A 23,212-nucleotide genomic window follows, 5' to 3' on the forward strand; every position below is an offset into this window, starting at 1 on the left:
CTGGACTGGTACAACTACCACCGACCCCACACCGGCATCGCAGGCCAAACACCCGCCAGCCGTGTCACCAACCTGCCGGGACAACACACCTAGGCGCCCCGTCAGGGGCGCGGGGAACTGCGCGACAAGCCGGCGACCGCCCGCAGCTGACACGCCACCCCGGAGACCGGGCAATCTGCGGGCACGTCGTGGCTTGTGGCACCCACGCGGTGGCAGCCGCACATCGACAAGGGCCCCGCGCCCCTACGGGGCGCCGTGGTGGCGCGTGACGAAGATCCGCCGGGCACGGCCTAGTGGCGGCTGATCGTCGGGATCGGGTGCGGGGAGGCGACCGGGTCGAAGTGGAAGACCTGCCCCGCATCCCCGGCGGCGCACGGCAACTGCAGCACCGGCGCCCACTGCTGCTTCGAGCCGCCGGGCACCGACAGGCACGCCCCCGTGTGCAGCGGCATGACGCGGTACCCGCCCGCCGGCGTCCCCTCCCGCCGCAGGCGGAAGCTCTCGGCGGTGCCGCGGTGACCGCAGTAGTCGTCCATCATCTGCGCGCCCCCCTTCGCGCTGCCGTTCTGCACGCCCAGGCACCCGTAGCCGAAGACGGGGTGCAGGCTGCGGATCCGGTACGTCCCGCCGTCCGCCTCCTCCAGCGCGTATGTCGGGACGCTGCTGCGGCAGTCCGCCTGGTAGACGTTCCCCGCGTCCTGACCGTCCCGCTCGGACAGGCACAGGGACGAGACGGCCGCACGGATGCGGTACGTGCCGGGGGAGGGTGCGGGGGCGGGCGGAGTGCCGGAGGCGGCGGTGCGCCTCGGCCGGCCGTGGTCGCCGCCCGTCCGGTCCATCGCCAGGTACGTGCCGCCGCTCACCAGGGCCAGCAGCACCAGCAGGACGCCCAGGGCCCGGCCGTACCGGGTGATGCGGCGCCGTCCGGGAGGTTGCGGGGACGGGGACGGCGGGGGTCCCTGCTGTGAGGCGAGCCGCTCCCGCGCCGCCAGCCACTCCTGTACGCGGTCCCCCTGCCCGCACGCGCGGACGAACGCCGCCAGCAGCTCGGCCCGCGGCAGCGCGTCCTGCCGCAGCACATCGGCGAGTGTGCTGCGCGGCAGCACGTCCCCGCCGTCGGCGGCACGAGCCTCCAACTGCCGGTAGGTCAGCCCGGATTCGTCCTTCAGTTGTCGTAGTAATGCCATGAATGCGGCAGCATCCCGCGCATCCCGCGCATCCGGCGGGGCCGGCTCCCCCTGGCTCCCCATGTCCCCATGGTTGCTGTGGGCATGCCATAGGGCAACCGTTCCGTCCGGATCGGCTCCGGACAGCTGTCCGGCCAGGCCGGACAGCGGCGATCGGTCCGGGACACCGTCCTGGCGTTGCCGTCGCCCCGGGACCGTCAACAGGCTGCTGTCACACAGCAAGACCGCCACCTATGGGGAGGAAGCAAGCGATGTTCCGTCTGGCAACCATCGGCAGGACGGCCGCGGTCGCGGCCACCGTCGGCGCCCTCGCCCTGACCGCCACCGGCACCGCCCACGCGGTCGGCGCCAACGCCTCCAGCGCGGACGCCCGGTTCACCGGCTCCTACTACGTCACGAACGAGAAGGTGAAGGTCTACGGCACGCTGAAGGACTTCGGCGCGCACCGGGGACAGTCGCAGGCGTTCGTGGCCATCCAGAGCTCGGAAGGTCCCTACAACTACTACCTCGACCCTGCTGTCAACAACGGCAAGTCGCACACTTACAACGTTGCCGCTCCCTACGGCGGGGTCTTCATCTCCGGCACGATCACCGTCTGCTCCTGGGTCAACTCCAGAGGCGGCTCGGTGTGGAAGTGCGGTACGCCGGTGGGGATCTACAAGTAACCGGCCGGGGTCCTTCCGGCCGGGCCGTCACTACGCTGCGCCGCATGCTGACGTACGAGGAGCTGACGGCGCCCGAACGGGAGCTGTGGAACGCCTTCCCCGAAGGGCGCCCGGTGGACCTGCGGGCCGGGGCGACCGGCGCCGGCCGTGCCGCCGACCGCGCCGACGGGGGAGCGCAGTGGGGGCCGGAGCGTACGGTCCGGGCGGCCGTCGTGGCCGCCCTGCTGCTGGGGGCGAACACCGACGGGTCCGGCGCCGTACCCGCAGTGCGGCTGTCCGGTGCGCGCATCACCGGACAGCTGTACCTGGCCGGCGCACAGATCGACCACCTCCTCGGCCTCGACGACTGCTGGCTCGAACGCGAAGTGGACCTCTTCGGAGCCTCGACAGCGGTCGTGGCCATGAGGGGCTGCCGGATCCCCGGCCTCATGGCCGGCTCCGCGCGCATCCAGGGCCGCCTCGACCTGCAGCGCTCATTACTGGACGGCGGACCCCTCTCGCGCCTGCGGGGCCGGGTGACCTCCCTGCAGCTCAACCACGCCCACGTGCACGGCGAGGTGCTGCTCAACGGCACGCACATCGACGCGCCCGGAGGACTGGCCGTGGCGGCCGGCGGTCTCGTCGCCGAGGGCGGTGTCTTCTGCAGGAACGGATTCACCGCACACGGCGAGGTCCGCCTGCTGGGCGCCCGGCTCTCCGGCGGCCTCTTCCTGCAGGGCGCACACCTCGCCAACCCGGGCGGCAGCGCCCTCACCGCCGACATGATGACGACCACGACGCTCGACTGCTCCCAGGGCTTCACCGCCCTCGGCGCCATGAGCCTGCGCGGCGTCCGCGTGTCCGATCTCCTCACCTTCGACGGCGCGACGCTCGACGCCGTCGACACCGTCGTGTGCGCCCGGATGCACGCCGAGGACCTCGCCTTCACGCCCGCGACCCCGCCCGCCGGGACCGTGGACCTGCGCGGCGCTCAGGTGACCACGCTCCGGGACGGCGAAGACAGCTGGCCGCAGGACGTACGGCTGGACGGCCTGGTCTACGGCTCCGTCGACGCCGGGTCCGGGCGACCGGACGACGTCCGGCGCCGCCTCGCCTGGATCCGCCGCAACCCCGGCTACGTCCCGCAGGTGTACGAGCAACTCGCGCGCTGGTACCGGCAGATAGGGCACGACGACCATGCCCGGCGCGTCCTCGTCGCCAAGCAGCGACACCGCCGCCGCACCCTGCACCCGGGCGGCAGGGTGTGGAGCCGGATCCTCGACGTCACCGTGGGCTACGGCTACCGGCCGTGGAAGGCGGGCCTGTGGCTCGCCGCGCTCACCCTCCTCGGCGCGATCGTCTTCGGAACGCACACCCCGGCTCCCGTGAAGCCGGGGGAGGGCGGCCCGTTCCACGCCGTCGTCTACACCGTCGACCTGCTCGTCCCCATCGGCGGCCTGGGCCAGCGCAACGCCTGGTACTGGACGGACGGCACCTGCCGGTGGCTGGCCAACGCGCTGGTCGCCGCGGGCTGGATCCTGACCACAGCGGTGGTCTCGGGCGTGACCCGGACCCTCAGCAGGAGCTGAGTGACTGCACTCCGGCAATGAAGACGCGCAGGCCGTACGAGAACCGCTCGCCGGGGTCGGCGGCGGCCAGTTTCCTCAGCCCTGTTGCCAGCGGGTCGTCGGTGTCCAGTCCGGCGGCCGCCAGGCGTTCCGTCCAGTTGTCGGCGGCCGGCATGCGGGCCTGGGCCTGTTCCTCGATGGTGTGGCCGAGGATGAAGTAGAACACGGCGAAGGTGATCTCCCAGGCGCGCTCCGGCGGGAATCCGGCCTCGGCGAGCACCTGTGCCGCACGCCGGCTCGCGGCCATCGTGTGCGGTCCGGGGGCGAAGGTCCCGGAGACCACCCGGGCGCCGTCGCGGCGGCTGAGCAGCGCCGTGTGCAGCCGTTCGCCCAGGAGTTCCAGCTGATCGGGCCAGGGGAGGCCGGGGGGCAGCGGCGCGTCGACCCCTTCCAGCAGCCGGTCGGCCATCGCGTCGAGAAGCGCCTCCTTGTTGGGGAAGTGGCGGTAGAGCGCGCCGGCTTGGACGTCGAGTGCGACGCCGAGCTTGCGCATGGTCAGGCCGTCGAGCCCCTCGGTGTCGAGGAGGTCGAGGGCCCCGGTGACGACGTTGGCCCGGCGCAGCATGCGCGCGATCCCTTCCTCTCGTTCTTCTCGGTCGGCTTCCCGGTCGGCTTGACAGGGGTACACCCTATCCCTAGCGTGAACGTCGTTCACCGTGAACAACGTTCACATTCGTTCGCTTCAGGGAGGGGCGCAATGAACCAACCGATCGCAACGGCGAGTACGCGGTTATTCGGCCTCGATCCCGAACTGGAAGCCGCTCTCCCGGCATTTCCCCGGGCCGACCTGAGCGATCCCGTCGCCGCGCGCGAGGGCCTCGCCCGGCTGGCCGCCGCCGCGCCCGCACCCGACACCACCGGCTTGGAGATCGAAGAGCGCACGGTGGCCGCGGACGCGCAGGTGCCGGTGGCGGTGCGGATCTACCGGCCGCACGGGGCCCGGGGCGCGATCCTCTGGCTGCACGGCGGCGGATTCGTCATGGGCGACCTCGACACCGAGCACCCATGGGCCGTCCGGATCGCCCAGGGCTCCGGCGCCGTGGTGATCTCCGTGGGCTACCGCCGTGCCCCGGAGCACCCCTATCCGGCCGCCCTGGACGACACCTGTGCGGCGCTGGCCTGGGCGGCAGGCCACGCCGCCGAACTCGGCATCGACCCGGCGCGCATCGCCATCGGCGGCCACGGCGCCGGCGCGACACTCGCGGCCGCCGCCGCGCTGCGGGCACGCGACCGGCAGGGCCCACGGATCCGCTTCCAGCTGCTCAACCAGCCCGCGCTCGACGACCGTCAGCAGACGTGGTCCGCGCGGCACTTCACCGCAACGCCGTTCATGACGCGCGAGAAGGCCGCCGCATCGTGGCGGCACTACCTGGGCCCGAGAACGGATGCGGACCCCGTCCCGCCGTACGCCGCCCCGGCGCGGGCCACCGACCTGCGCGACCTGCCGGCCGCCCACATCGCCACCGCGCAGTTCGACCCGAACCGCGACGAGGCCATCGAGTACGCGGTGCGGCTGCTGCGGGCGGGCGTCCCCGTCGACCTGCACCAGTGGGCCGGCACCTTCCACGGGTCACAGGCGGCGGTCTCCGCCGCGGTGTCCTGCCGGCAGATCGACGAGCTCGGCGCAGTGCTGCGCCGTGCCCTGGCCTGAAGAAGCCGGGGCCTGAAGGAGGAGAAACCGCACATGTCCGTCACGGCGATCGATCTCTTCGAGTCCTTTCTGCACCTCCGCCCCGACGGCCGGGTGCATGCCGAGCAGCCGACCTTCGACCCGGAGCGGGACGGCTGGCAGGTGATGGCGTTCCACGTCGCCACCGATGCCGATCTCCACGCGGATCACTGGGAGATTCACCCCGAGGCGGATGAGGTCGTCTCCTGCCTCACCGGCGGGATACGTCTCTGTTTCCGGCCGGAGGGGGCGGAAGGGGAAGGGGAAGTGGAGGAGGAGGTCGTCGAGTTGGCGGCCGGAAAGGCGGCCATCGTGCCGCGCGGACGCTGGCACCGCATCGAACTCGTCACCCCCGGCGACATCCTCAGCGTCACCCTGCCGCAGGGCAGCCGCCTGGAGGAACGGACTGGGTGACCGAAGGGGCCCGCGCACCCGCGCCCCAACGGGGCGCTATGCCTGCCGGGTCGGGAGGACCATCACCTGGCGCAGGTTCACGTGCCGGGGGCGGCTCGTGACGAAGCCGATGACGTCGGCGATCTCGTCGGACGACAGCTTGCCGACCGCCTCCTGCAGCCCTCGCAGCTCCTCGGCGAGCGCCGCGTTGTCCATGTGCCCGCCCAGCTCCGTGTCGGTCATGCCCGGCTCGATGTTGGTGATGCGGACATCGCGCGGGCCCAGCTCCGTGCGGAGCATGGCCGACAGGTGGGTCAGGGCGGCCTTCGTGGCGCTGTACACCGCGTAGTTCGGGAACGTCAGGTGCGCGGCGATCGAGGAGACGTTGACCAGGTCGGCGGTACGGCCCTCCGCGGCCGCGGCGACGAGGTCGGCGGTGAAGGCGCGGATGATGCGCAGGGCGCCGGTGATGTTGGTGTCGATCATCCGCGTCCACTCGTCGACGCGACCGTTGTCGATCGGGTTCGGCAGCATGACGCCGGCGTTGTTGACCACGAGGTCGGCGGGACCGTACGCCTCGTGGACGGCGGCGACCGCCGCGTCGACGGACGCCTGGTCGGTGACGTCCACGGGGACGACGAGGGCCTGACCGCCGTCGGCGACGATCTTCGCGGCGAGGTCGTCGAGCCGGTCGCGGCGGCGGGACAGCAGCGCCACGCGCGCACCGTCGGCGGCCAGCAGGCGGGCGGTGGCCTCACCCATGCCGCTGGCGGCTCCGGTGACGACGGCGGTACGTCCGGCGAGGGCGGCGTAGCTCATGGGGGCTCCTGGGGAGTGGAGTGGAGTGGAGTGGGGTTGGGGTGGGTTCCACTCTGCGGGGTGGGAGCTCGGGTAAACAGGACGGCGGTTGTGCTGGTGGTGCCACCACCAGGCAGGTGTCTGTCCGGGGCGGGTTCCTGTCCGTGGGCTGGTGCGGGTCAGAGCTTTGGCCGGCTACGAGGGGAGGGGTGGGGGCCGGGGTTTGTGTGCGGTCTGCGGGCGGGCTTGGAGCCGGCCGCCGTTCTCGTGCCGTCGCGGGGTGGGGGTGCGTGAGGAGATCGCGCCGTGGCGTCGTGGCTGAGGGGGAGCCGGCTGCTGCCGCGATGTGGCTGACGCCGGTGGAGACGCTCCGCTCGTGTCAGGTGTCTACGTGGCCGGGCGTCCGGCTGACGGCAGTCGCTGTGGACCAATGGGATTAATCAGGAGGTATCAGGGCCGCCCCTGCTGCCTGGATCGGCGATATTCGCCGGTATGGCCGGGAACCCTCATCATCAGCGCCGCTACGAGAAGGGCACCTGGGAGCTCCGCGAAGGAGCCCGCTCGCGCATCGGCGAACTGCGTGCGCGCGTTCATGTCGCGAAGGGCAGGGCGCTCGACGACGCCGACCCGGGGGTGAGGTCCGCGGCCCCCGCGCTGGCGGACGAGGCGTTCTGCGAACTCCAGGCGGCGGAGGACGCCCTGGGACACGGCACCCACCCCGGTCACCGGCCGAACAAACACCTGGCCGTCGCGAACGTCCACATCGACGCGGCCTACAGCCTGCTGCTGCGGCTGGCGCCGCTCGCCGACGTCCAGGCCCTCATGCCCGGCCTCGTGGCCGTCGTACGGGAGCAGTTGCCGATAGCCGACGAACGGCGGAAACGAGTCGAGGAGATCGCGCAGGAAGTACGCGACGCCCCCCTCACCCCGGCCCAGCGTGCGGCACTCGTCGGCGCGGTGGTCACCGCCCAGCAGGCGCTGCAGCGCGAGAAGCTCCGCGCACTGAGCTTCGTCCGCATCGTGCTGATGGTCAGTCTCGGGCTGGCGGTGATGGCGGTCACGGTCGCGGTGCTCGGCGTCTGGGCGCCGGACGTGGTGCCACTGTGCTTCCGGCCGGAAGGCATCGGCATCGTCTGCCCGACCGGCATGGAACCCCCCTCGAACGCGCGGGATCTCGACGTCGCCTTCGGCAGGGCCGCGTCCACCTGGGACTACCCCGTGGTGGAAATGACCGGAACGGTGGCGGCTTCCGTGGCCGCCGCGCTGTCCTTGCGCCACATCCGGGGAACATCCGCCCCGTACAACGTGCCGGTGGCGCTGGCCCTGCTGAAGCTCCCGATGGGAGCGCTGACCGCGGTCCTGGGCCTGTTGCTGATGCGCGGCGACTTCGTGCCCGGCCTCAGCGCCCTGGACTCCTCCGCGCAGATCATCGCCTGGGCCCTGATCTTCGGGTACGCGCAGCAGGTGTTCACCAAGTTCGTCGACGACCAGGGCCTGGCCGTGATGAACGCCATCGGCTGTCCGCACGCCGCGCAGACGGTGCGCCTCGCGGAATCACCGCATCCACCGCGGTAGCAGGTGCGCGTCCCGGAAGTGACTGCGCACGGCCACCGTCGTGTCCTCGATCCGGGTGCGGTCACCAGCTGCGGTGGCCTTGCGGCGTGCCGCTTCCAGAGTCGTGCAGTCCGGGCAGTCGATTGGTGAGCGGTACGTCCGTGTGGGCGGCCCGCCGCCCAGGACGAACCACGTCGACTTGCCCCCGCCCGGGCCGTCCGCGGACACGCCCCACGCCTGCGCCCTGCGGTCGATCAGCAACAGTCCCCGTCCTGATTCGTCCTCGGGTGCGACGGCCGGGCGCAGGGCTGGTAGGCCGGGGGCGGTGTCGTGCACCAGCACGCGGATGTGGTGCGGATCCGCCCATTCGACGCTGAGTGTGACGGGGGTGGTGCAGTTGCCGTCCCGGCACGCGTTGACGGCGTTTGTCACCGCTTCGGAGGTGAGGGCCATCGCGGTTTCTGCAAGATCGGTGCGGTGCGCGGCGGTGAGGAGGGTGCGCACGGCCTCGCGCGCGGTCCGCACCCATGCGGGGTGGGGCGGGAAGACGAGGGAGCAGTCCGGCATGGTGCGTCTCCTGGTCCGGGGGAGGGGTGGCCTCGCGGTGTCGTTGCCCGCGCCAAGTCGCTTGTGGCCGGGTGCACTTCCGCGTCGTCGACGCTACGGGCACTGGTGGAGCGGTTCCAACTGTGTACAGGGAAGACCGCCCGCAAGGGTGACTTTCGAACAAGCCGGTGGATCGCTCCGTGTGCGGCGGCCAGACTGCAGCGCACGTCCCAGGGAGGAAGCCGATGCCGCCGAGAACCACACCCACCGAACGACAGCGCCGCTTGGGCGCGGAGCTTCGAAAGCTGCGTATGAAGGCGCGGTTGTCGGGCGACGACGTGGCGGCGCTCATCGATGCGGACCGCTCGCGCGTGAGCCACATCGAGGCCGGCCGCGTGGACGTCCCCCGCAACGGCATGTACAAGTTGCTACGGGCTTACGGCTGCGAGGACGGCCCGTTCTTCGACGCGCTGATGGCCATGGCCCACGACCGGGGCAAGGGCTGGTGGGACGAGTACGGTGACGTACTGGCGCGCCGGGCCCTGGATCTGGCGGAACTCGAGTCCCGGGCCGAGAGCATCCGTGTGCACGAGCCCTCGGCCATTCCCGGCATGCTGCAGACCGCGGACTACGCGCGAGCCGTGATCGCGAGCATCGACGGCGATCATCCGCACCTCGAACGCTGGGTGCAGTTCAGGCTGGACAGGCAACAGGTGCTGAACGATCTCAGCGGATATCACGCCGTGATCCATGAATCGGCGCTTCGGATCCGGGTCGGAACGCCGGCGATCATGCGCAAGCAGTTGCTGCGCCTCGTCGAGGTGGCGCGTCTGGCGCATGTGACAGTGCAGATCTTCCCATTCGAAAGAGGCCCCTATTCGCCTCATGGCCGTTCCTTCAGCCTCTTCTGCGGGCCGACACCACAGCTGGACACGCTCTACCGGGAGCATCCGAGCAGCGCCGAGTTCATCGGGGATGGCGATCGTGTTGCCGAATACGACAAGCTGTTCGAGAAGCTGGCTTCCCTGGCGCTGGCTCCGATCGATCCTGCGGCTGCTCCGGAGGCTCAGGGTGCCTGCGACTCCCTGAGCCTGATCCAGCACCTTCTCTACGAACTGCGGTAGGTGGTCAGATGCCCGAGCTCAAGTGGCTCAAGTCCTCGTTCAGCACCGGAGCCAACAATGAATGCGTCGAGGCTGCAGCCTTACCCTGTCGCCTCATACACCTCCGGGAGAGCGATGACCCAGCCGTCGTCATATCTGTATCCTCAACCACCCTCGCGGCTCTTCTTCGTACCCTCAAGGCCGGGTCCGGGCGGGTGGGTGGCCCGAGATGGCGGAAGTCGTCGTTCAGCGGTGGGGGGAACGGCGAATGCCTGGAGGCGGCTTACGCCCCCGGCGGAAGGTTACGCCTCCGCGAGAGCGACGATCCCGGCGTCGTCATAGCCGTGCACCCCACCGCCCTCGCCGCCCTCCTGCGCACCGTCAAGGCTGGGGGCGCCCACGGCGCCCCGTAGGGGCGCGGGGAACTGCGCGACGAGCCACGACGCGCCCGCAGAGGAAGTACCGGGCTTCGCCCGGCCCCCGGTTCGGGCACGCTGCCGGCGGCTTCGGCCGGATATGGCATACCGGACAGTGCCTCCGGTCGTGGAAGCTGACGTCGGCACGTTGGTTGACGGTGCAACGGAGGTGCCGATGCGCGTAGTTGCCCTTTCCGCGGCCGCCTTACTGGCGGGCCTCGGCCTCGCCCAGCCCGCTGGCGCGGTCGATCTGCCCCACGCCCCCGTGGCGTACTTCTCCACCGGGAGTGATCTCACCGGTAGACGGATGCCGGTCGACATCGGCGACACCGAATGCAAGAACCTCCCCGAACCGGCTGCCTCAGCAGTCAACTTCACCACCGCGGACATCAACGTCTACTTCAACCGCGACTGCCGCCCCGGGCTTCCCGGGCACTCCGGTGACGTGTACTTCGCGCTCGGCAGTCTGCACTGGGGGAACCTTTCCTATCCGGGCCTCAGTTACAGGGTCGTCCGCTAGCCGCCTTCCCATTCGGGTGATGCGCGGCGCGGGAGCTGCGGGTGCTGTCATGCTCGGAGCGCGATGGCCGCAGCGCGGGTACGAGCACGGGAGGCGGGGCGCGTGGAGGGGATTCCGTACTACACCACTCACTCGTGCACGGGGTGCGGTGCCGACGTGCACGGCATCTACGGCCGGTGGGCCTGTGGGGCGTGCGGCGCGTGTTCGCCGTACTCCGAGCCGCCCGAGGGGTGGGCCACGGAGATCACGGCGGAGGAGCTGGCCGCGGGCGTCATCGGGTACGACCGGCCCTAGCGCTGCGCCGTCATCGCCGTCAGTTTCACGACCGTGTTCCAGTTGCGGCTCGTGGCCAGGGCGCCCGTTCTGGCCACCGCCCGGCCCAGGGTGTCGCCCAGGGGGGAGCGGCCCAGGCCGTCGGGGGTGTAGAGGTACAGGGCCCGGTCGCCGAGGGCGAAGTCCTCCGGGAGGAAGTCGGAGCGTTCCACCGCCAACTGCGGCACCGGCTCGGCGAAGTACGTCACGTGCAGTTGGCGTCCCTCCAGCTCCGCCGCGGGGAAGGGGCATGCCGCCGCCACGGCTGCCAGGTACGCGTGGTCGCGGACGATGACGTCCACGGGGAAGCCGAAGTGGGTTGCGAGGGCCTCGCGCAGCTGGGCCGCCAGTACGTCCTCGTCCGGCTGCGGGCTCGTGAAGACCGCGTTGCCGCTCTGCAGGTACGTGCGGACGTCGCCGTGGCCGAGCTGCTCCAGCAGGGAGCGCAGCTCGGCCATCGGGACCTTCTTGTGGCCGCCCACGTTGATGCCGCGCAGGAGGGCCGCGTACGCCTTGGTTGCCATGGGCCCCACCGTACGGCGGGGCACTGACATCACCGCCGAGCCGTCACCGGGATGCGGCGCTCGGCGACCGCGCGGCGGGTCGCGTACAGGGTGATCGACGCGGCCGCGACCATCGCCGCGAGGCCGAGGACGACCGTGCCGTCCCAGCCGCCCGCGCCGAAGGCGAGGGCGCCGAGGGTGCCGCCCACGGAGCTGCCGATGTAGTAGGCCATCTGGTAGAGCGCCGAGGCCTGGGCGCGGCCCGTCTTCGCCGTGCGGGAGACGGCGGAGGAGGCGACGGCGTGGCCGGCGAAGAAGCCCGCCGTGATGAGCACGAGGCCGGCGAGCACCGCGAGGAGGGAGGTGGAGACGGTCAGCAGCAGGCCGGTGGCCGTGGTGCCGACGGCGAGGTAGAGCGCGCCGCGCCGCCCGAGACGGCCGACGAGCTTGCCGGCGGCGGCCGAGGAGACGGTGCCGACCAGGTAGACGAGGAAGACGGAGCCGACGACGCCCTGCGGGAGGGAGAAGGGCTCCCCGGCCAGGCGGTAACCGATCACCGTGTAGACCGCGCCGAAGACGGTCATGAACAGCGCGCCGATCGCGTAGAGGCGGCACAGCAGCGGGTCGGAGAGGTGGGTGCGCAGCGTACGGCCGAGGGAGCGCGCGGAGACCGTGGTGGGCGTGAAGTGGCGGGCCTTGGGGATCAGTACGCGGAAGGCGACGGCGCAGACCACGGCGAGCGCGCCCACGGCGGCCAGGCCCGCGCGCCAGCCCCAGGCCTGGGCGACCCAGCCGGCGAGGATGCGGCCGGACATGCCGCCGATGGAGTTGCCGGCCACGAACAGGCCGATGGCGCCGATCAGCGCCTTGGGGCGGACTTCCTCCGCCAGGTATGCCATTGCCGAGGCCGGCACGCCGGCCAGTGCCGCGCCCTGCAGCGCGCGCAGTGCGGTGAGGGTGCCCAGGTCGGGGGCGAGGGGGACCAGCAGGCCGAGGGCGGCGGCGACGCACAGGGCGGCCGTCATCGTCGCGCGCCGGCCGTGGCGCTCGGAGAGGGCGCTCAGCGGGATGACGGCGAGGGCGAGGCCCGCGGTCGCGGCGGAGACGGTCCAGCTGGCCTGGTCGGCGGTGACGCCGAGGCCGGTGGAGACGGCCGGGAGCAGGGCCTGCGTGGAGTAGAGGAGGGCGAAGGTCGCGACGCCGGCGGCGAAGAGCGCGATCGTCATCCGGCGGTAGGCACGGTCGCCGGGCACCAGCCGGGAGTCGGCGGCATCGGAAGAAGAGGAAGGGGACGGCGAGACAGCGGCACCCGTACGCACAGCGGCGCCGGATGCCCTGATATCGGCAGGAGGCATGCCCCAAACGTATGTACGGAGCATCTGATGCGTCCAATGCACAGACTCGTCATAATCGTTCCTGTGGAGCATGAGCGCAGGTCACGGCCGTCTCTGTCACCGACTGGCAACAGGAGTGTTACCCAAAACTTTGATGTGACGCCAACGGCCGGGCTGGAGGAGGGCTCCTGGGCGGCGACCCTGGCCCCGCGCCTGGCGCAGTTCGCCGCGGTGGCGCGGCACGAGCACGTCACCCGGGCCGCGCATCAGCTCGGCATGCCGCAGTCGACGCTGAGCCGGTCGATGGCCCGGCTGGAGGCCGACCTGGGCGTGGCGCTGTTCGCCCGGCACGGGCGCACGGTCTCGCTGACCGCTGCCGGTCGCGCGTTCCTCGCGACCGTCGAGCGGGCGTTGTACGAGGTGGAGCGCGCCGCCGAGACCGTACGGGCGGACGCCGACCCGGCCGCCGGCAAGGTCGCGTTCGGCTTCCTGCACACCATGGGCTCGGAGACCGTACCCGAACTCATCCGCGCCTTCCGCGCCGACCATCCGCGTGTGCGCTTCCAGCTCGTGCAGAACTACGGCGAGGCGATGATCGAGCGGCTGCGGGCCGGTGACCTCGACCTGTGCCTGACCTCGCCCGTGCCGGACGAGCCGGATCTCGTCGCCCGCCGGCTGGACGAGCAGAAGCTGCGGCTGGTGGTGCCGGAGGACCATCCGCTGGCCGTGCGCAAGCGCATCCGGCTGGCCGAGGCGGCCGCCGAACTGTTCGTCACCCTCGAACCCGGCTACGGGCTGCGGCGCATCACCGACGCGCTGTGCGCGGAGGCCGGGTTCTCGCCGAAGGTGGCGTTCGAGGGCGAGGACCCGGAGACGCTGCGCGGCCTGGTGGCCGCCGGCCTGGGGGTGGCGCTGCTGCCGCCGCCCGCGGTGCCGCGGCCCGGGGTCGTCGAGCTGACGGTGACCGCGCCGCGGGCGGTGCGGGAGATCGGGGTGGCCTGGCTGGACGGGCACCCCGACACGCCGCCGGTCGCGGCGTTCAAGCGGTTCCTGCTCTCGCGGCGGGGGCAACTCCTGCTGCACAGGTGAGCGCCCTTGGGCGCGTCCGGCGGATCTTCGTCACGCGGCGACCACGGCGCCCCGAAGGGGCGCGGGGAACTGCGCGATCGGCCACCGACGGCCCGCAGTCGACGCGCAGCCTTGGGCGGAGGGCAGCATTCCCTGTGCGGGTGTGTCGTGGCTTGTCGCGCAGTTCCCCGCGCCCCTTCGGGGCGCTTCAGTGCCGCAGGGACTCCCCGAAGCCCGCCGCCAGCGGCATCCGCAGCCCCAGCGGCGGCGGGGCCGCCAGCGCGTCCGCGAGTGGGCGGGCGTAGGGGTGCCCCAGCAGGCAGCCCCGGACGAAGTCGGCGGCCAGCGCCAGGACTTCGGCGCGGTGCTGGCGCAGGGCGTGGCCGTCGGAGTGCACCTCGAAGCGGCACACCTGCCGGTTGATCTTCTTGGCCCGCTCGGCGAGCCGGTACGACAGGTCGGGGTCGGTGCGCTCGTCGTTGGTGCCGTGCACCAGCAGCACGCACCGGCCCGTCAACTGCCGTACGGGGTCGGGGGCGAGGAGGGCGTCGGGCTCGGGCAGCCAGGGCGCGACGGCCAGCACGGAGGTGACGGCCGCGTGCCCGCCGGCGCGCAGGGCGGCGCGGGCGCCCATGCCCGTACCGACGAGGCACACCGGTACGTCGCCGTAGCGCCGCACCACCTCGTCCGCGGCCCACTCGGCGTCCCGGACGGGGTGCGCGGCGGAGCCGTTCCAGCCGCGGTGGCGGTAGCGCACGACGTGCGCGACCAGCCCCTCGGTCGCGGCGGCCCCGCCCAGCAGCCGGGCGAGGGGGCGCTGGGCGCGCAGGGCCAGGGGGGAGGGGCGGCGCTCGCCGGTGGGTCTGCCGTCGGGCAGGAGCAGGGCCACGCCCTGCACCGTGCCGTCGACCCGGCCGGCGGCGCCCAGGGGCGGGCCGAGGCGGGGCGTGGTGGCGGGGGCCTCGCGGCTGATCGCCGGGGCGTGTGAGGTCTGTGGGCCTTTAGGGTCCCGTGGGTCTCGCTGCGGCAACGCTTGCTGGACCATGGCAGACAACCATGGCAGAAGGACGGGTGGTGTCCACCCCGCCGACGGGTCACCGTTCCGTATCGTTCGCCGCCATCTACGCGCGTAGGGGCTACAGTGCGCAGATGACGACCGAGACCCCGTTCGCATCGCACTCCGCGTCCCGACCCACCCCCGACCAGATCCGGCGCGCGCCCAAGGTCCTGCTGCACGATCACCTCGACGGTGGCCTGCGCCCGGGCACGGTCATCGAACTGGCCGACGCCGTCGGCTACGACAAGCTCCCCGAGACCGACGCCGACCGGCTCGGCGTCTGGTTCCGCGAGGCGGCCGACTCCGGCTCGCTCGAGCGCTACCTGGAGACCTTCGCGCACACCTGCGCCGTGATGCAGACCCGCGAGGCGCTCTTCCGCGTGGCCGCCGAGTGCGCCGAGGACCTCGCCGAGGACGGCGTCGTCTACGCCGAGGTGCGCTACGCCCCCGAGCAGCACCTGGAGGCCGGTCTGAGCCTCGACGAGGTCGTCGAGGCCGTGAACGACGGCTTCCGCGAGGGCGAGCGGCGTGCCCGCGCCCATGGTCACCGCATCCGCGTCGGCGCCCTGCTCACCGCCATGCGGCACGCGGCACGCGCCCTGGAGATCGCGGAACTGGCCAACAAGCACCGCGACTCGGGCGTCGTCGGCTTCGACATCGCGGGCGCCGAGGCCGGCTTCCCTCCCACCCGCCACCTCGACGCCTTCGAGTACCTCAAGCGGGAGAACAACCACTTCACCATCCACGCCGGCGAGGCCTTCGGCCTGCCGTCGATCTGGCAGGCCCTGCAGTGGTGCGGCGCCGACCGGCTCGGCCACGGTGTGCGCATCATCGACGACATCGAGGTCAAGGAGGACGGCTCGGTCGAGCTGGGCCGCCTCGCCGCGTATGTGCGCGACAAGCGCATTCCGCTGGAGATGTGCCCCACCTCCAATCTCCAGACGGCCGCCGCCGCTTCGTACGAAGAGCACCCCATCGGATTGTTGCGGAAACTGCATTTCCGGCTCACCGTGAACACCGATAATCGTCTGATGAGTGGCACCAGCATGAGCCTGGAGTTCGAGCACCTGGTCAAGGCGTTCGGCTACACGCTGGACGACATGCAGTGGTTCACCGTCAATGCGATGAAGTCGGCGTTCATCCCATTCGACGAACGTCTCGCCATGATCAACGAGGTCATCAAGCCCGGCTACGCCGAGCTCAAGTCGGAGTGGCTGTTCCGCACGCCGATCGTCGAGAGCGCCTGACCAGCAATTTGCTGGAATGCCCGGGCGGTCGGCCGGGCAGGAAATAGCGGAGAGGCGGCCGGGAATTCTTCTCCCGGCCGCCTCTTCGGTCGTGTCGTCGTTTGCGGGGGTGCGGGAAAGGTGGCTAGCTTTCCTGCACCCCCGTCATTCCGACACGAGGACGGATTCCGATGAAGCAGGTATCTCTCAAGGCACTCGGCGTCGCAGTCGCCGGTGTTGCCATCGCCGTCGGCGCGGCGGGTACCGCCTCCGCCGGCACGCTCGAGTCCCTCACGACCACGGCCACCGGCGCATACAAGGGCCTCCCCATGGAGACGGCCGCCACCCTGCTGCCCGCGGGCGGCCCGGTCGCCTCGGCCACCGACCGCACCGTGAGGTCAGGGGTGCTGGAGCAGGCGGCCCGGGCCGCGGACGTGGCCCTGAACCCGCGCACCGAGAGGCTGACCGGTCCCGCCGAGAAGCTCACCGGCACCCACGAGAAGGCCTCGGCCACGGCCAACGCACCCGCCGACAACAAGGGCAACGCCGGCCTGCTGGGCGCCCTGCCCACCAAGGCCATCGCCCCCAACGGCATCTCCCTGCCGGGCCTGGGCACCCCCAACACCCCCGTGCGCTGACGGACCGGATCGGGAACGGGCACCTCGACGCGATCCGTCGGAGCGACACCTGCACATGGACGGCTTGGCCGGCGCGTACGGCACGCAATGGGCCGCGCACCCTTCACGGGATGCGCGGCCCATTGCGCTGTCCGGCGGCACGGCGCCGGCGCCTCACCAGTCGGTCGCCCTCGCGGCGGCCCGCGGGCTGCCCTCGGACGGGATGAGCACCCACAGCGCGATGTAGAGCACGAACTGCGGGCCGGGCAGCAGGCACGACAGCAGGAAGATCAGCCGCATCGTCGTGCGGGAGATGCCGAAGCGCTCGGCCAGGCCGGCGCAGACACCGGCGATCATCCTGTGGTGGCGGGGACGGACCAGCGGGCGGGACATGGCGTGACTCCTCGGGTAGCGGCGCGGTGCTCATGCGGTGCGGGAACGGTTCGCCGTCTGTGGCCTTCCCGACACTTCAACGCTAAGGCCGCACCCCCGCCGTAACGTCCCTCTACGGGGCGATCCCGACCCTGGGGATCGTCGGGGTCAGCCCCCGGTCCGCCTCCTCCCGGCGGGGGGCACGCGCCGGGCGCGCCTCGGCCCTGCGACGGAGCCGCGCCCGTACCGCCGGCACCACCGCCAGGTGCGCCACCGTCACCCCCGTCACGTTCAGCAACAACGCGTCGACGTCCAGGACCTGCCCCATCACGCCGCTGCGTACCACCTGCAGCATCAGCGAGAGCATCGCGGCCGTGAACACCGTGCGCGCCAGCGACCCCACCGCGGACGCCGAGACCCGGCCCCCCGCCCACGGCAGCAGCACCCCCAGCGGGGCGAAGGGCAGCACCCCGGCCGCGATCGACCGCGTCGCCTCCCACGGCCCCAGCGCCAGGTCGGCGCGGATCGTGGCCAGCGGCTCCAGGTGTGCCGCACTCACCCACGGCGCGGTCAGCGGACGCAGCGCGAGCCAGCCGAGGACCAGGAGATGAACGGCCAGGAGGACACCGCCCGCCACGCGGTAGCGGTATCGGAGGGCGGGCGTACCGCCGTAGCCATGACGCTGCACGCCCCCCATGACGCCGCACGCGGGGCGCGCGGTTCCGCGTGCGGGTACGGAGAGTCAGCGCCCGTTGCCGACGGGGGGCGTCAAGAGGCGCCCGGGAGTACCGGGCGCGCCGTCAGGGAAGGGTCGTGCCGCTGCCGCGCGCCGACTCCGGGCGCGTGCGCGTCTCGTCCGTGCAGGCGTAGCCGCGCGGCCGCTCCTCGCCCGGTCCGCCCAGCGCCACCGTGCTGCGCCCGTCGGCCGCGGGCGTACCCGCGTACGTGCACACCAGCTGCGCCAGGGCCACCGCCGGCAGGTCGTCCGGCTCGCTGCTCAGCCGCAGCGTGCCGGCGGGGTCGCCGCGGCGCGCCGCGTTCACGGCCAGCGCCCGGGGCACCTCGGTGGAGAAGCCGGCCTCCTCCTCGGCGGGCGTGGGCTGCCGCTTGAGCTCGGCGAGCAGCGTCCGGGCCAGGGCGAGCGGGTCGCCGCCCTCGGGCACGGTCACCTGCCGGGTCACCGGCAGCAGCTGCGAGGTGCACACCAGCTGCACCGTGGTCGTGGCGCTGCTCGACGGCGCGGCCGACTGCTGCTGCCCGTCGTGCGGCGGGACGACGCAGGTGGCCCGGGAGGGCGCGCTGCCCGCGTCCACGGGCACGGTCGTGCCGCGGATGCCGCAGCCGGCGAGCACGGCGAGCCCGCCGAGCGCGGCCCCGGCCGCCACCAGGGCCCGGCCGGGTCTGCTCCTGCCGTCACGTGCTGCCGTTCTCACTGTGCGTCCCCTTCCGCGCGGTCGCCGCCGCCCGCCCCGTCACCGGAGCCCGGCTCGATGCCGGAGGCGTCGCGCGGCAGCGTCAGGGTGAAGACGGCGCCGCCGTCGGGGGAGTTGTCGGCGGTGATCTCACCGCCGTGGATGTGGGCGTTCTCCAGCGCGATGGACAGGCCCAGCCCGCTGCCCTCGGAGCGCGGCCGGGAGGCGCTGGCCTTGTAGAAGCGGTCGAAGACGTGCGGCAGGACGTCCTCGGGGATGCCGGGGCCGTGGTCGCGCACGGCGATGACGACCTGCTGCTCGTCGGTGCGCACCGACACCCGCACCGGCGAGCCGCCGTGCTTGAGGGCGTTGCCGATGAGGTTGGCGAGGATCACGTCCAGACGGCGAGGGTCGAGCCGGGCCATGGTGCCGCGCTCGGCGTCCAGCTCCACCGCGTCCAGCCAGGCGCGCGCGTCGATGCACGCGGTGATCTGGTCGGCGACGTCCACGTCGTCCAGCACCAGGCGGGCCGTGCCCGCGTCGAAGCGGGTGACCTCCATCAGGTTCTCCACGAGGTCGTTCAGGCGGCGGGTCTCGCTGACCACGAGCTGCACGGCGGGGGCGATCATCGGGTCGAGCGAGTCCGCCTCGTCCTCCAGTACCTCCGTCACCGCCGTGATGGCCGTCAGCGGGGTGCGCAGCTCGTGCGACATGTCGGCGACGAAGCGCCGGCTCGCGGCCTCGCGGGAGCTGAGGTCCTCCACGCGCTTCTGCAGCGACTCGGCCGTCCTGTTGAACGTCCGCGACAGGTCGGCCAGCTCGTCGGTGCCCGACACCCGCAGCCGGGTGTCCAGCTTGCCCTCGCCGAGCCGGCGGGCGGCGTCCCCCAGCCGCTGCACGGGCCGCAGCACCGTGGAGGCCGCGGCCTGCGCCAGCAGGGCCGAGCCGATCAGGGCCAGGCCCGTGGCGATGCCCAGCGACCAGGCCAGCGAGTTGAGGTCGGCCCGCTCGTTCTCCAGCGACTTCAGCAGGTAGCCGGTCGGCCCGCCGCCGATGACCTTGGCGCCGCCGACGAGGTACGGCTTGCCGTTCAGCGTGATCCGCTGCCAGTACAGGTGGTACGGGTACGGGTTGGACTCGGTGACCTTCCGCTCCCGGTTGACCGCCGTCACCAGCGTCTTCGGCACCGTCGCCAGCGTGAACAGGTCACGGTCCGACGGCGCGGCGCAGCTCCGGCCGCCCTTGACCTTGCCGATCAGCAGCACCTCGTACTTCTGCGAGGTCGCCGCCATCCGGTCGGCGGCCTCCTGCAGCTCCGGGCACGTCGGCGACAGCGGCAGCGAACCGGTGTTGTCCTGCAGCGACTTGCGGAAGTCCTCCAGGGCCGCGTCCTGGGTGCGCGTGAGCACGGCGTCGCGGTTGAGCCAGTACGCGATCCCCGACGCCGACACCGCGGCGGCGAGCGCCACCAGCGCGAAGACGAGCATCAGGCGCAGCCGCAGGCTGATCCACCGCAAGCTCGGCCTCGGCATCCTCCTGGCCGCCGCCCAGCCCCCCACCCGACCGGGCTCCTTTGTCACTGTGTGCTCTCAGTCCTCGTGTTCGTTCGAAGTCGTGCGTCGCGCGTGCACGGCGCGGCACCGCCGGATCACTGCTGCCGGATCACTGCTGCGGGGTCACTGCTGCGGGGCGTCCAGCCGGTAGCCCACGCCGCGGACCGTACGGATCAGGGTGGGCGAGGACGGCACGTCCTCCACCTTCGCGCGCAGCCGCTGCACACAGGCGTCCACCAGCCGGGAGTCGCCGAGGTAGTCGTGCTCCCACACCAGCCGCAGCAACTGCTGGCGTGACAGCGCCTGCCCCGGCCGGCGGCTGAGCTCCAGCAGCAGCCGCAGCTCGGTCGGGGTCAGCTGCAGATCCTGGCCGTTCTTCGTCACCGTCATCGCCGACCGGTCGATGACCAGCGAACCGAACGCCGCCGAATCGCTCGACTCCCGCTCCCCCCGGCGCAGCACCGCCCGGATCCGGGCGTCCAGCACCCGGCCCTGCACGGGCTTGACGACGTAGTCGTCCGCACCGGACTCCAGACCCACCACCACGTCGATGTCATCGCTGCGCGCGGTCAGCAGGATGATCGGCAACTGGTCGGTCCGTCGGATGCGCCGGCACACCTCGAAGCCGTCGATGCCCGGCAGCATCACATCCAGCACGACAAGGTCGGGCCGCTGCTCGCGCAGCATCTTCAGACCGTCCTCGCCCGACGCCGCGGTCACCACGCGGTGACCCTGGCGGGACAGGGAGAACTCCAGAGCCGTGCGGATGGCGTCGTCGTCCTCGATCAGCAACAGGAAAGGCACAGTGGTCATTCTGGCCCAAGAGTGGCCGGTAGTTCGACCGAGGACACCGCGGCGGCCTCCGGGGACCTGCGCAACGCCGCGCGCCGAGGCTGTTGCAGGGCTGTGACAGTCGGCGGACAGCGCCATGAAACTGGCCCGGCAGGCTGATGTCCACCGGGCACCACCGACGTCCGGTCACTGCCGGACCGAGTTGGCTCCACCGACGGGGGGCGCGAGATGAACACACTGCACAGCACCGCGACCAGCGCAGTTCGCACGCGCCTGCACGACGCCGGACGGAGCACCGAGATGTCCGGTGCCGTGGGCGGGCGGGGGTGCGCTCGCGGCACCGGACGCATCCGTCCGCCGTACATGATCGCGGTCGACGCGATCACGTACGGCGAGGCCGCGCCGGGCGCGGGGGGCGCCCCCGCGGCCGCGACGACGGAGCACACCGGCGTGTCGCGCCAGAGCAGCGAGTCCGCCGAGGCCGCCTTCACCGCTTATGTCCAGGAACGCCGCGCTGCGCTGTACGCCACCGCCTACCACCTGACCGGCGACCGGTACGAGGCCGAGGACCTGCTGCAGAGCGCCCTGTTCTCCACCTACCGCGCCTGGGACCGCATCTCCGACAAGGCGGCCATCGGCGGCTACCTGCGCCGCACGATGACCAACCTGCACATCAGCGCCTGGCGCCGCCGCAAGCTCAACGAGTACCCGACCGAGGAACTGCCCGAGACGGCCGGCGAGAGCGACGCCATGCGCGGCACCGAACTCCGCGCCGTCCTGTGGCAGGCCCTGGCCCGCCTGCCCGAACTCCAGCGCACCATGCTCGTCCTGCGCTACTACGAGGGCCGCACGGACCCGGAGATCGCGGAGATTCTCGACATCAGCGTCGGCACCGTCAAGAGCAGCATCTGGCGCTCGCTGCGTCGCCTGCGCGACGACGAGGCCATCGGCAAGGGCCGGGGGGTACGCGAGTCCTTCGGGGAACTCGTGGCCTGAGCCGAGGGGGGGAACACGGGGGAGACGGAAGCGGGCCGGCAGCCGGGGGGATTGCCGGACCCGCTTCCGTGCGTTCGTGCCCACGGGCAACACGGCGCGCCCCTACGGGGCGCCCCAACGGGCGCCCTACGCCGCCGACGGCTGGGCGCGGACGTCCTCGCGGCGGCCGGCCGCCGCGGCGGCGATGCGGCCCATCGCCGTGTCGCGGCCGCAGGCGAAGGCGCCCAGGGCCGTCTGGCGGGCCACGATGCCGCGTTCGGCGCGCATCAGGCGCAGGCCGCGCCGGATGAGCACCGGCACCGGCTTGCGGGCCTCGCTCAGGTCGCGCATCAGACGGCGGCGGAACGTCGTCGACGGCCGTCCCCGCAGGCACAGCGCGTCGGCGAGGTGGCCCAGCTCGCGGCAGCGCTCGATGATGTCGGCGGCGAAGATGCCCTCGGCTATGAACACCGGCGTCCGGCCGATGTCCAGCACGCCCTCGGCCACGCGCGAGCTCGTCGAGATGTCGTACACCGGCACCGTCGTACGGGCGGTGCGGCACAGGGCGTCGATGGCCGCGACGGCGGCGTCCGCGTCCCACGACAGCGGCGAGTCCCAGTCCGTACCGCTGCCGTCGGCGAGCAGGGGCAGCGTGGGGTCGTGCCCCTCCTTGTAGAAGTCGTCTAGGTTGAGCACGGGCAGCCCGGTGCGGGCGGCGAGGGACGACTTGCCGGAGCCCGAGGGCCCGGTGAGCAGGATGACGCGCGCGGAGGACAGGAGGGAGGTCACGGGATACCAGTGTGAGGCATTCGGCCGCATGGGGGATCCCCCCGGGTCGGGCGTGCGCGGTAAGTGACCTGTCCACTACGTTGCGTTGTCGATCCGATCCTTCTCACGGCAGGTGACCATGGCCTCCCACGCACGTCACGCACGCACCGCTGTCCCCCCGCCCCCGCGCCGCCGCGTGCTGATGCGTGTCGGGCTGACCGTCTCCGCGGGCGCGGCGCTCGCGGCGGGCGGCGCGGCGCAGGCGAGTGCCCAGCCCCAGCCGCCCACCGCCACCCTGGGGCGCACGGACCTCGGGGCGGCTCTCATGGGCACCCGCATCGGGCTGGAGAAGTCGGTGGAGGGTCTGTCGCCGGTGATCAAGACCTTCAAGTTCAACCCGCTCGCCGCCACGCCCGTGGACCCGCTCAACAACGGCGCCCGTACCCAGGTCGCCGACTTCAAGCCGGTCGGCACCGACATGCTGACCTCGCCCCTCACCAAGCGCGGTCAGCTCGGTGACCTGCCGGTGGTCGGCCAGGTCCTGGGCGCGCTACCGGGCGCGAACGCCCCGGCCGGCGCGGACGGTACGGGCCGGGTCGGCCCGCTCGGCAACAACAGCATCGGCCCGCTGAGCACCGGTGACGCGCCCCAGGGCCAGGGCCCGGGTCAGGGCCCGGGTCAGGGTCAGGGCGAGGGCCAGGACCAGGGGCAGGGGCCGGCTCTCTTCGGCCCGCCCGGCAAGGGCCTCATCGGCTGAGACGGGCG

Annotated in this window: 27 protein-coding genes; 14 read left to right on the forward strand and 13 right to left on the reverse strand. The window is 72.3% G+C overall.

From position 1 onward, the window contains the following. Positions 1-290: 290 nt before the first annotated feature. Complete coding sequence (locus tag AB0K17_RS28290) at positions 291-1,187, reverse strand: XRE family transcriptional regulator (RefSeq protein WP_365984714.1); 897 nt, start codon at positions 1,185-1,187, stop codon at positions 291-293. Positions 1,188-1,438: 251 nt separating this feature from the next. Here AB0K17_RS28290 and AB0K17_RS28295 point away from each other — a divergent pair, with 251 nt between their 5' ends. Continuing rightward, positions 1,439-1,852: a hypothetical protein gene (locus tag AB0K17_RS28295; protein WP_365984715.1), complete on the forward strand. Its 414-nt coding sequence runs from the start codon at positions 1,439-1,441 to the stop codon at positions 1,850-1,852. Between the two features lie 44 nt (positions 1,853-1,896). Then, entirely contained in the window at positions 1,897-3,420 is a 1,524-nt protein-coding gene (locus AB0K17_RS28300) for an oxidoreductase (RefSeq protein ID WP_365984716.1), read from the forward strand. On the opposite strand, the gene AB0K17_RS28305 is transcribed toward AB0K17_RS28300, so the two are convergent. Next, a complete protein-coding gene (locus tag AB0K17_RS28305; RefSeq protein ID WP_365984717.1) occupies positions 3,407-4,024 on the reverse strand; it encodes a TetR/AcrR family transcriptional regulator C-terminal domain-containing protein in 618 nt (205 codons plus the stop codon). The genes AB0K17_RS28300 and AB0K17_RS28305 overlap by 14 nt on opposite strands. 132 nt (positions 4,025-4,156) lie before the next feature. On the opposite strand from AB0K17_RS28305, the gene AB0K17_RS28310 reads away from it, so the two are divergent. Together AB0K17_RS28310 and AB0K17_RS28315 are read left to right on the forward strand one after the other, a co-directional pair. Continuing rightward, on the forward strand, positions 4,157-5,110 hold the full coding sequence (locus tag AB0K17_RS28310) for an alpha/beta hydrolase (RefSeq protein WP_365984718.1): 954 nt from the start codon (positions 4,157-4,159) through the stop codon (positions 5,108-5,110). 33 nt (positions 5,111-5,143) lie between these two features. Continuing rightward, entirely contained in the window at positions 5,144-5,542 is a 399-nt protein-coding gene (locus AB0K17_RS28315) for a cupin (RefSeq protein WP_365984719.1), read from the forward strand. A gap of 36 nt (positions 5,543-5,578) precedes the next feature. On the opposite strand, the gene AB0K17_RS28320 is transcribed toward AB0K17_RS28315, so the two are convergent. Then, a complete protein-coding gene (locus tag AB0K17_RS28320; RefSeq protein WP_365984720.1) occupies positions 5,579-6,340 on the reverse strand; it encodes an SDR family oxidoreductase in 762 nt (253 codons plus the stop codon). A gap of 471 nt (positions 6,341-6,811) precedes the next feature. Here AB0K17_RS28320 and AB0K17_RS28325 point away from each other — a divergent pair, with 471 nt between their 5' ends. Further along, the gene (locus AB0K17_RS28325; protein ID WP_365984721.1) at positions 6,812-7,894 is read left to right on the forward strand and encodes a hypothetical protein; all 1,083 of its coding nucleotides are present in this window, start codon (positions 6,812-6,814) and stop codon (positions 7,892-7,894) included. Here the strand turns inward: AB0K17_RS28325 and AB0K17_RS28330 are convergent. After that, positions 7,874-8,440: an ATP-binding protein gene (locus tag AB0K17_RS28330; RefSeq protein WP_365984722.1), complete on the reverse strand. Its 567-nt coding sequence runs from the start codon at positions 8,438-8,440 to the stop codon at positions 7,874-7,876. The genes AB0K17_RS28325 and AB0K17_RS28330 overlap by 21 nt on opposite strands. Positions 8,441-8,664: 224 nt before the next feature. On the opposite strand from AB0K17_RS28330, the gene AB0K17_RS28335 reads away from it, so the two are divergent. From AB0K17_RS28335 to AB0K17_RS28350, 4 genes are all read left to right on the forward strand, one after another. After that, positions 8,665-9,543 carry a helix-turn-helix transcriptional regulator gene (locus AB0K17_RS28335; protein WP_365984723.1) on the forward strand — a complete coding sequence of 293 codons (879 nt, stop codon included), beginning with the start codon at positions 8,665-8,667 and terminating at the stop codon, positions 9,541-9,543. Positions 9,544-9,551: 8 nt separating this feature from the next. Beyond that, a complete protein-coding gene (locus AB0K17_RS28340) occupies positions 9,552-9,935 on the forward strand; it encodes a DUF397 domain-containing protein (RefSeq protein ID WP_365984724.1) in 384 nt (127 codons plus the stop codon). Positions 9,936-10,065: 130 nt separating this feature from the next. Further along, complete coding sequence (locus AB0K17_RS28345) at positions 10,066-10,458, forward strand: hypothetical protein (RefSeq protein WP_365984725.1); 393 nt, start codon at positions 10,066-10,068, stop codon at positions 10,456-10,458. Between the two features lie 156 nt (positions 10,459-10,614). Continuing rightward, entirely contained in the window at positions 10,615-10,752 is a 138-nt protein-coding gene (locus AB0K17_RS28350) for a hypothetical protein (RefSeq protein WP_365984726.1), read from the forward strand. Here AB0K17_RS28350 and AB0K17_RS28355 read toward each other — a convergent pair. Beyond that, on the reverse strand, positions 10,749-11,294 hold the full coding sequence (locus AB0K17_RS28355; protein WP_365984727.1) for a DUF1697 domain-containing protein: 546 nt from the start codon (positions 11,292-11,294) through the stop codon (positions 10,749-10,751). The two genes, AB0K17_RS28350 and AB0K17_RS28355, sit on opposite strands and share 4 nt — an antisense overlap. Before the next feature lie 29 nt (positions 11,295-11,323). Then, positions 11,324-12,628 carry an MFS transporter gene (locus tag AB0K17_RS28360; protein ID WP_365984728.1) on the reverse strand — a complete coding sequence of 435 codons (1,305 nt, stop codon included), beginning with the start codon at positions 12,626-12,628 and terminating at the stop codon, positions 11,324-11,326. Between the two features lie 36 nt (positions 12,629-12,664). Here AB0K17_RS28360 and AB0K17_RS28365 point away from each other — a divergent pair, with 36 nt between their 5' ends. After that, positions 12,665-13,696: a LysR substrate-binding domain-containing protein gene (locus AB0K17_RS28365; protein ID WP_365969494.1), complete on the forward strand. Its 1,032-nt coding sequence runs from the start codon at positions 12,665-12,667 to the stop codon at positions 13,694-13,696. Between the two features lie 187 nt (positions 13,697-13,883). Here AB0K17_RS28365 and AB0K17_RS28370 read toward each other — a convergent pair whose 3' ends face one another. After that, complete coding sequence (locus AB0K17_RS28370) at positions 13,884-14,603, reverse strand: alpha/beta hydrolase (RefSeq protein WP_365984738.1); 720 nt, start codon at positions 14,601-14,603, stop codon at positions 13,884-13,886. A 221-nt stretch (positions 14,604-14,824) separates the two neighbouring features. Between AB0K17_RS28370 and AB0K17_RS28375 the strand changes: the two genes are divergently transcribed. Continuing rightward, positions 14,825-15,979, forward strand: coding sequence for an adenosine deaminase (locus tag AB0K17_RS28375; protein WP_365969495.1), 1,155 nt, complete (start codon positions 14,825-14,827; stop codon positions 15,977-15,979). Between the two features lie 170 nt (positions 15,980-16,149). Continuing rightward, the gene (locus tag AB0K17_RS28380; protein ID WP_365969496.1) at positions 16,150-16,596 is read left to right on the forward strand and encodes a hypothetical protein; all 447 of its coding nucleotides are present in this window, start codon (positions 16,150-16,152) and stop codon (positions 16,594-16,596) included. A 153-nt stretch (positions 16,597-16,749) separates the two neighbouring features. On the opposite strand, the gene AB0K17_RS28385 is transcribed toward AB0K17_RS28380, so the two are convergent. The 5 genes from AB0K17_RS28385 to afsQ1 all read right to left on the reverse strand — a co-directional run bounded on the left by AB0K17_RS28385 (position 16,750) and on the right by afsQ1 (position 20,716). Next, positions 16,750-16,968 carry a PspC domain-containing protein gene (locus tag AB0K17_RS28385; protein WP_365969497.1) on the reverse strand — a complete coding sequence of 73 codons (219 nt, stop codon included), beginning with the start codon at positions 16,966-16,968 and terminating at the stop codon, positions 16,750-16,752. A gap of 112 nt (positions 16,969-17,080) precedes the next feature. Next, on the reverse strand, positions 17,081-17,635 hold the full coding sequence (locus tag AB0K17_RS28390) for a VanZ family protein (RefSeq protein ID WP_365984729.1): 555 nt from the start codon (positions 17,633-17,635) through the stop codon (positions 17,081-17,083). A 112-nt stretch (positions 17,636-17,747) separates the two neighbouring features. Continuing rightward, a complete protein-coding gene (locus AB0K17_RS28395) occupies positions 17,748-18,380 on the reverse strand; it encodes a hypothetical protein (protein ID WP_365969499.1) in 633 nt (210 codons plus the stop codon). Beyond that, positions 18,377-19,891, reverse strand: coding sequence for a HAMP domain-containing sensor histidine kinase (locus tag AB0K17_RS28400; RefSeq protein WP_365969500.1), 1,515 nt, complete (start codon positions 19,889-19,891; stop codon positions 18,377-18,379). The genes AB0K17_RS28395 and AB0K17_RS28400 overlap by 4 nt, the downstream gene beginning before the upstream one ends. A gap of 144 nt (positions 19,892-20,035) precedes the next feature. Beyond that, positions 20,036-20,716 (reverse strand): two-component system response regulator AfsQ1, encoded by a 681-nt coding sequence (gene afsQ1 / locus AB0K17_RS28405; RefSeq protein WP_344432836.1) that lies wholly within the window; start codon positions 20,714-20,716, stop codon positions 20,036-20,038. Between the two features lie 216 nt (positions 20,717-20,932). Here afsQ1 and AB0K17_RS28410 point away from each other — a divergent pair, with 216 nt between their 5' ends. Beyond that, positions 20,933-21,700 (forward strand): SigE family RNA polymerase sigma factor, encoded by a 768-nt coding sequence (locus AB0K17_RS28410; protein ID WP_365969501.1) that lies wholly within the window; start codon positions 20,933-20,935, stop codon positions 21,698-21,700. 126 nt (positions 21,701-21,826) lie between these two features. On the opposite strand, the gene AB0K17_RS28415 is transcribed toward AB0K17_RS28410, so the two are convergent. Then, positions 21,827-22,498, reverse strand: coding sequence for an ATP-binding protein (locus AB0K17_RS28415; protein WP_365969502.1), 672 nt, complete (start codon positions 22,496-22,498; stop codon positions 21,827-21,829). 145 nt (positions 22,499-22,643) lie between these two features. Between AB0K17_RS28415 and AB0K17_RS28420 the strand changes: the two genes are divergently transcribed. Continuing rightward, entirely contained in the window at positions 22,644-23,204 is a 561-nt protein-coding gene (locus tag AB0K17_RS28420) for a hypothetical protein (protein ID WP_365984730.1), read from the forward strand. Positions 23,205-23,212 lie beyond the last annotated feature (8 nt).

Source organism: Streptomyces sp. NPDC049585 (genome assembly GCF_040675615.1).
GTDB lineage: Bacteria > Actinomycetota > Actinomycetes > Streptomycetales > Streptomycetaceae > Streptomyces > Streptomyces luteosporeus.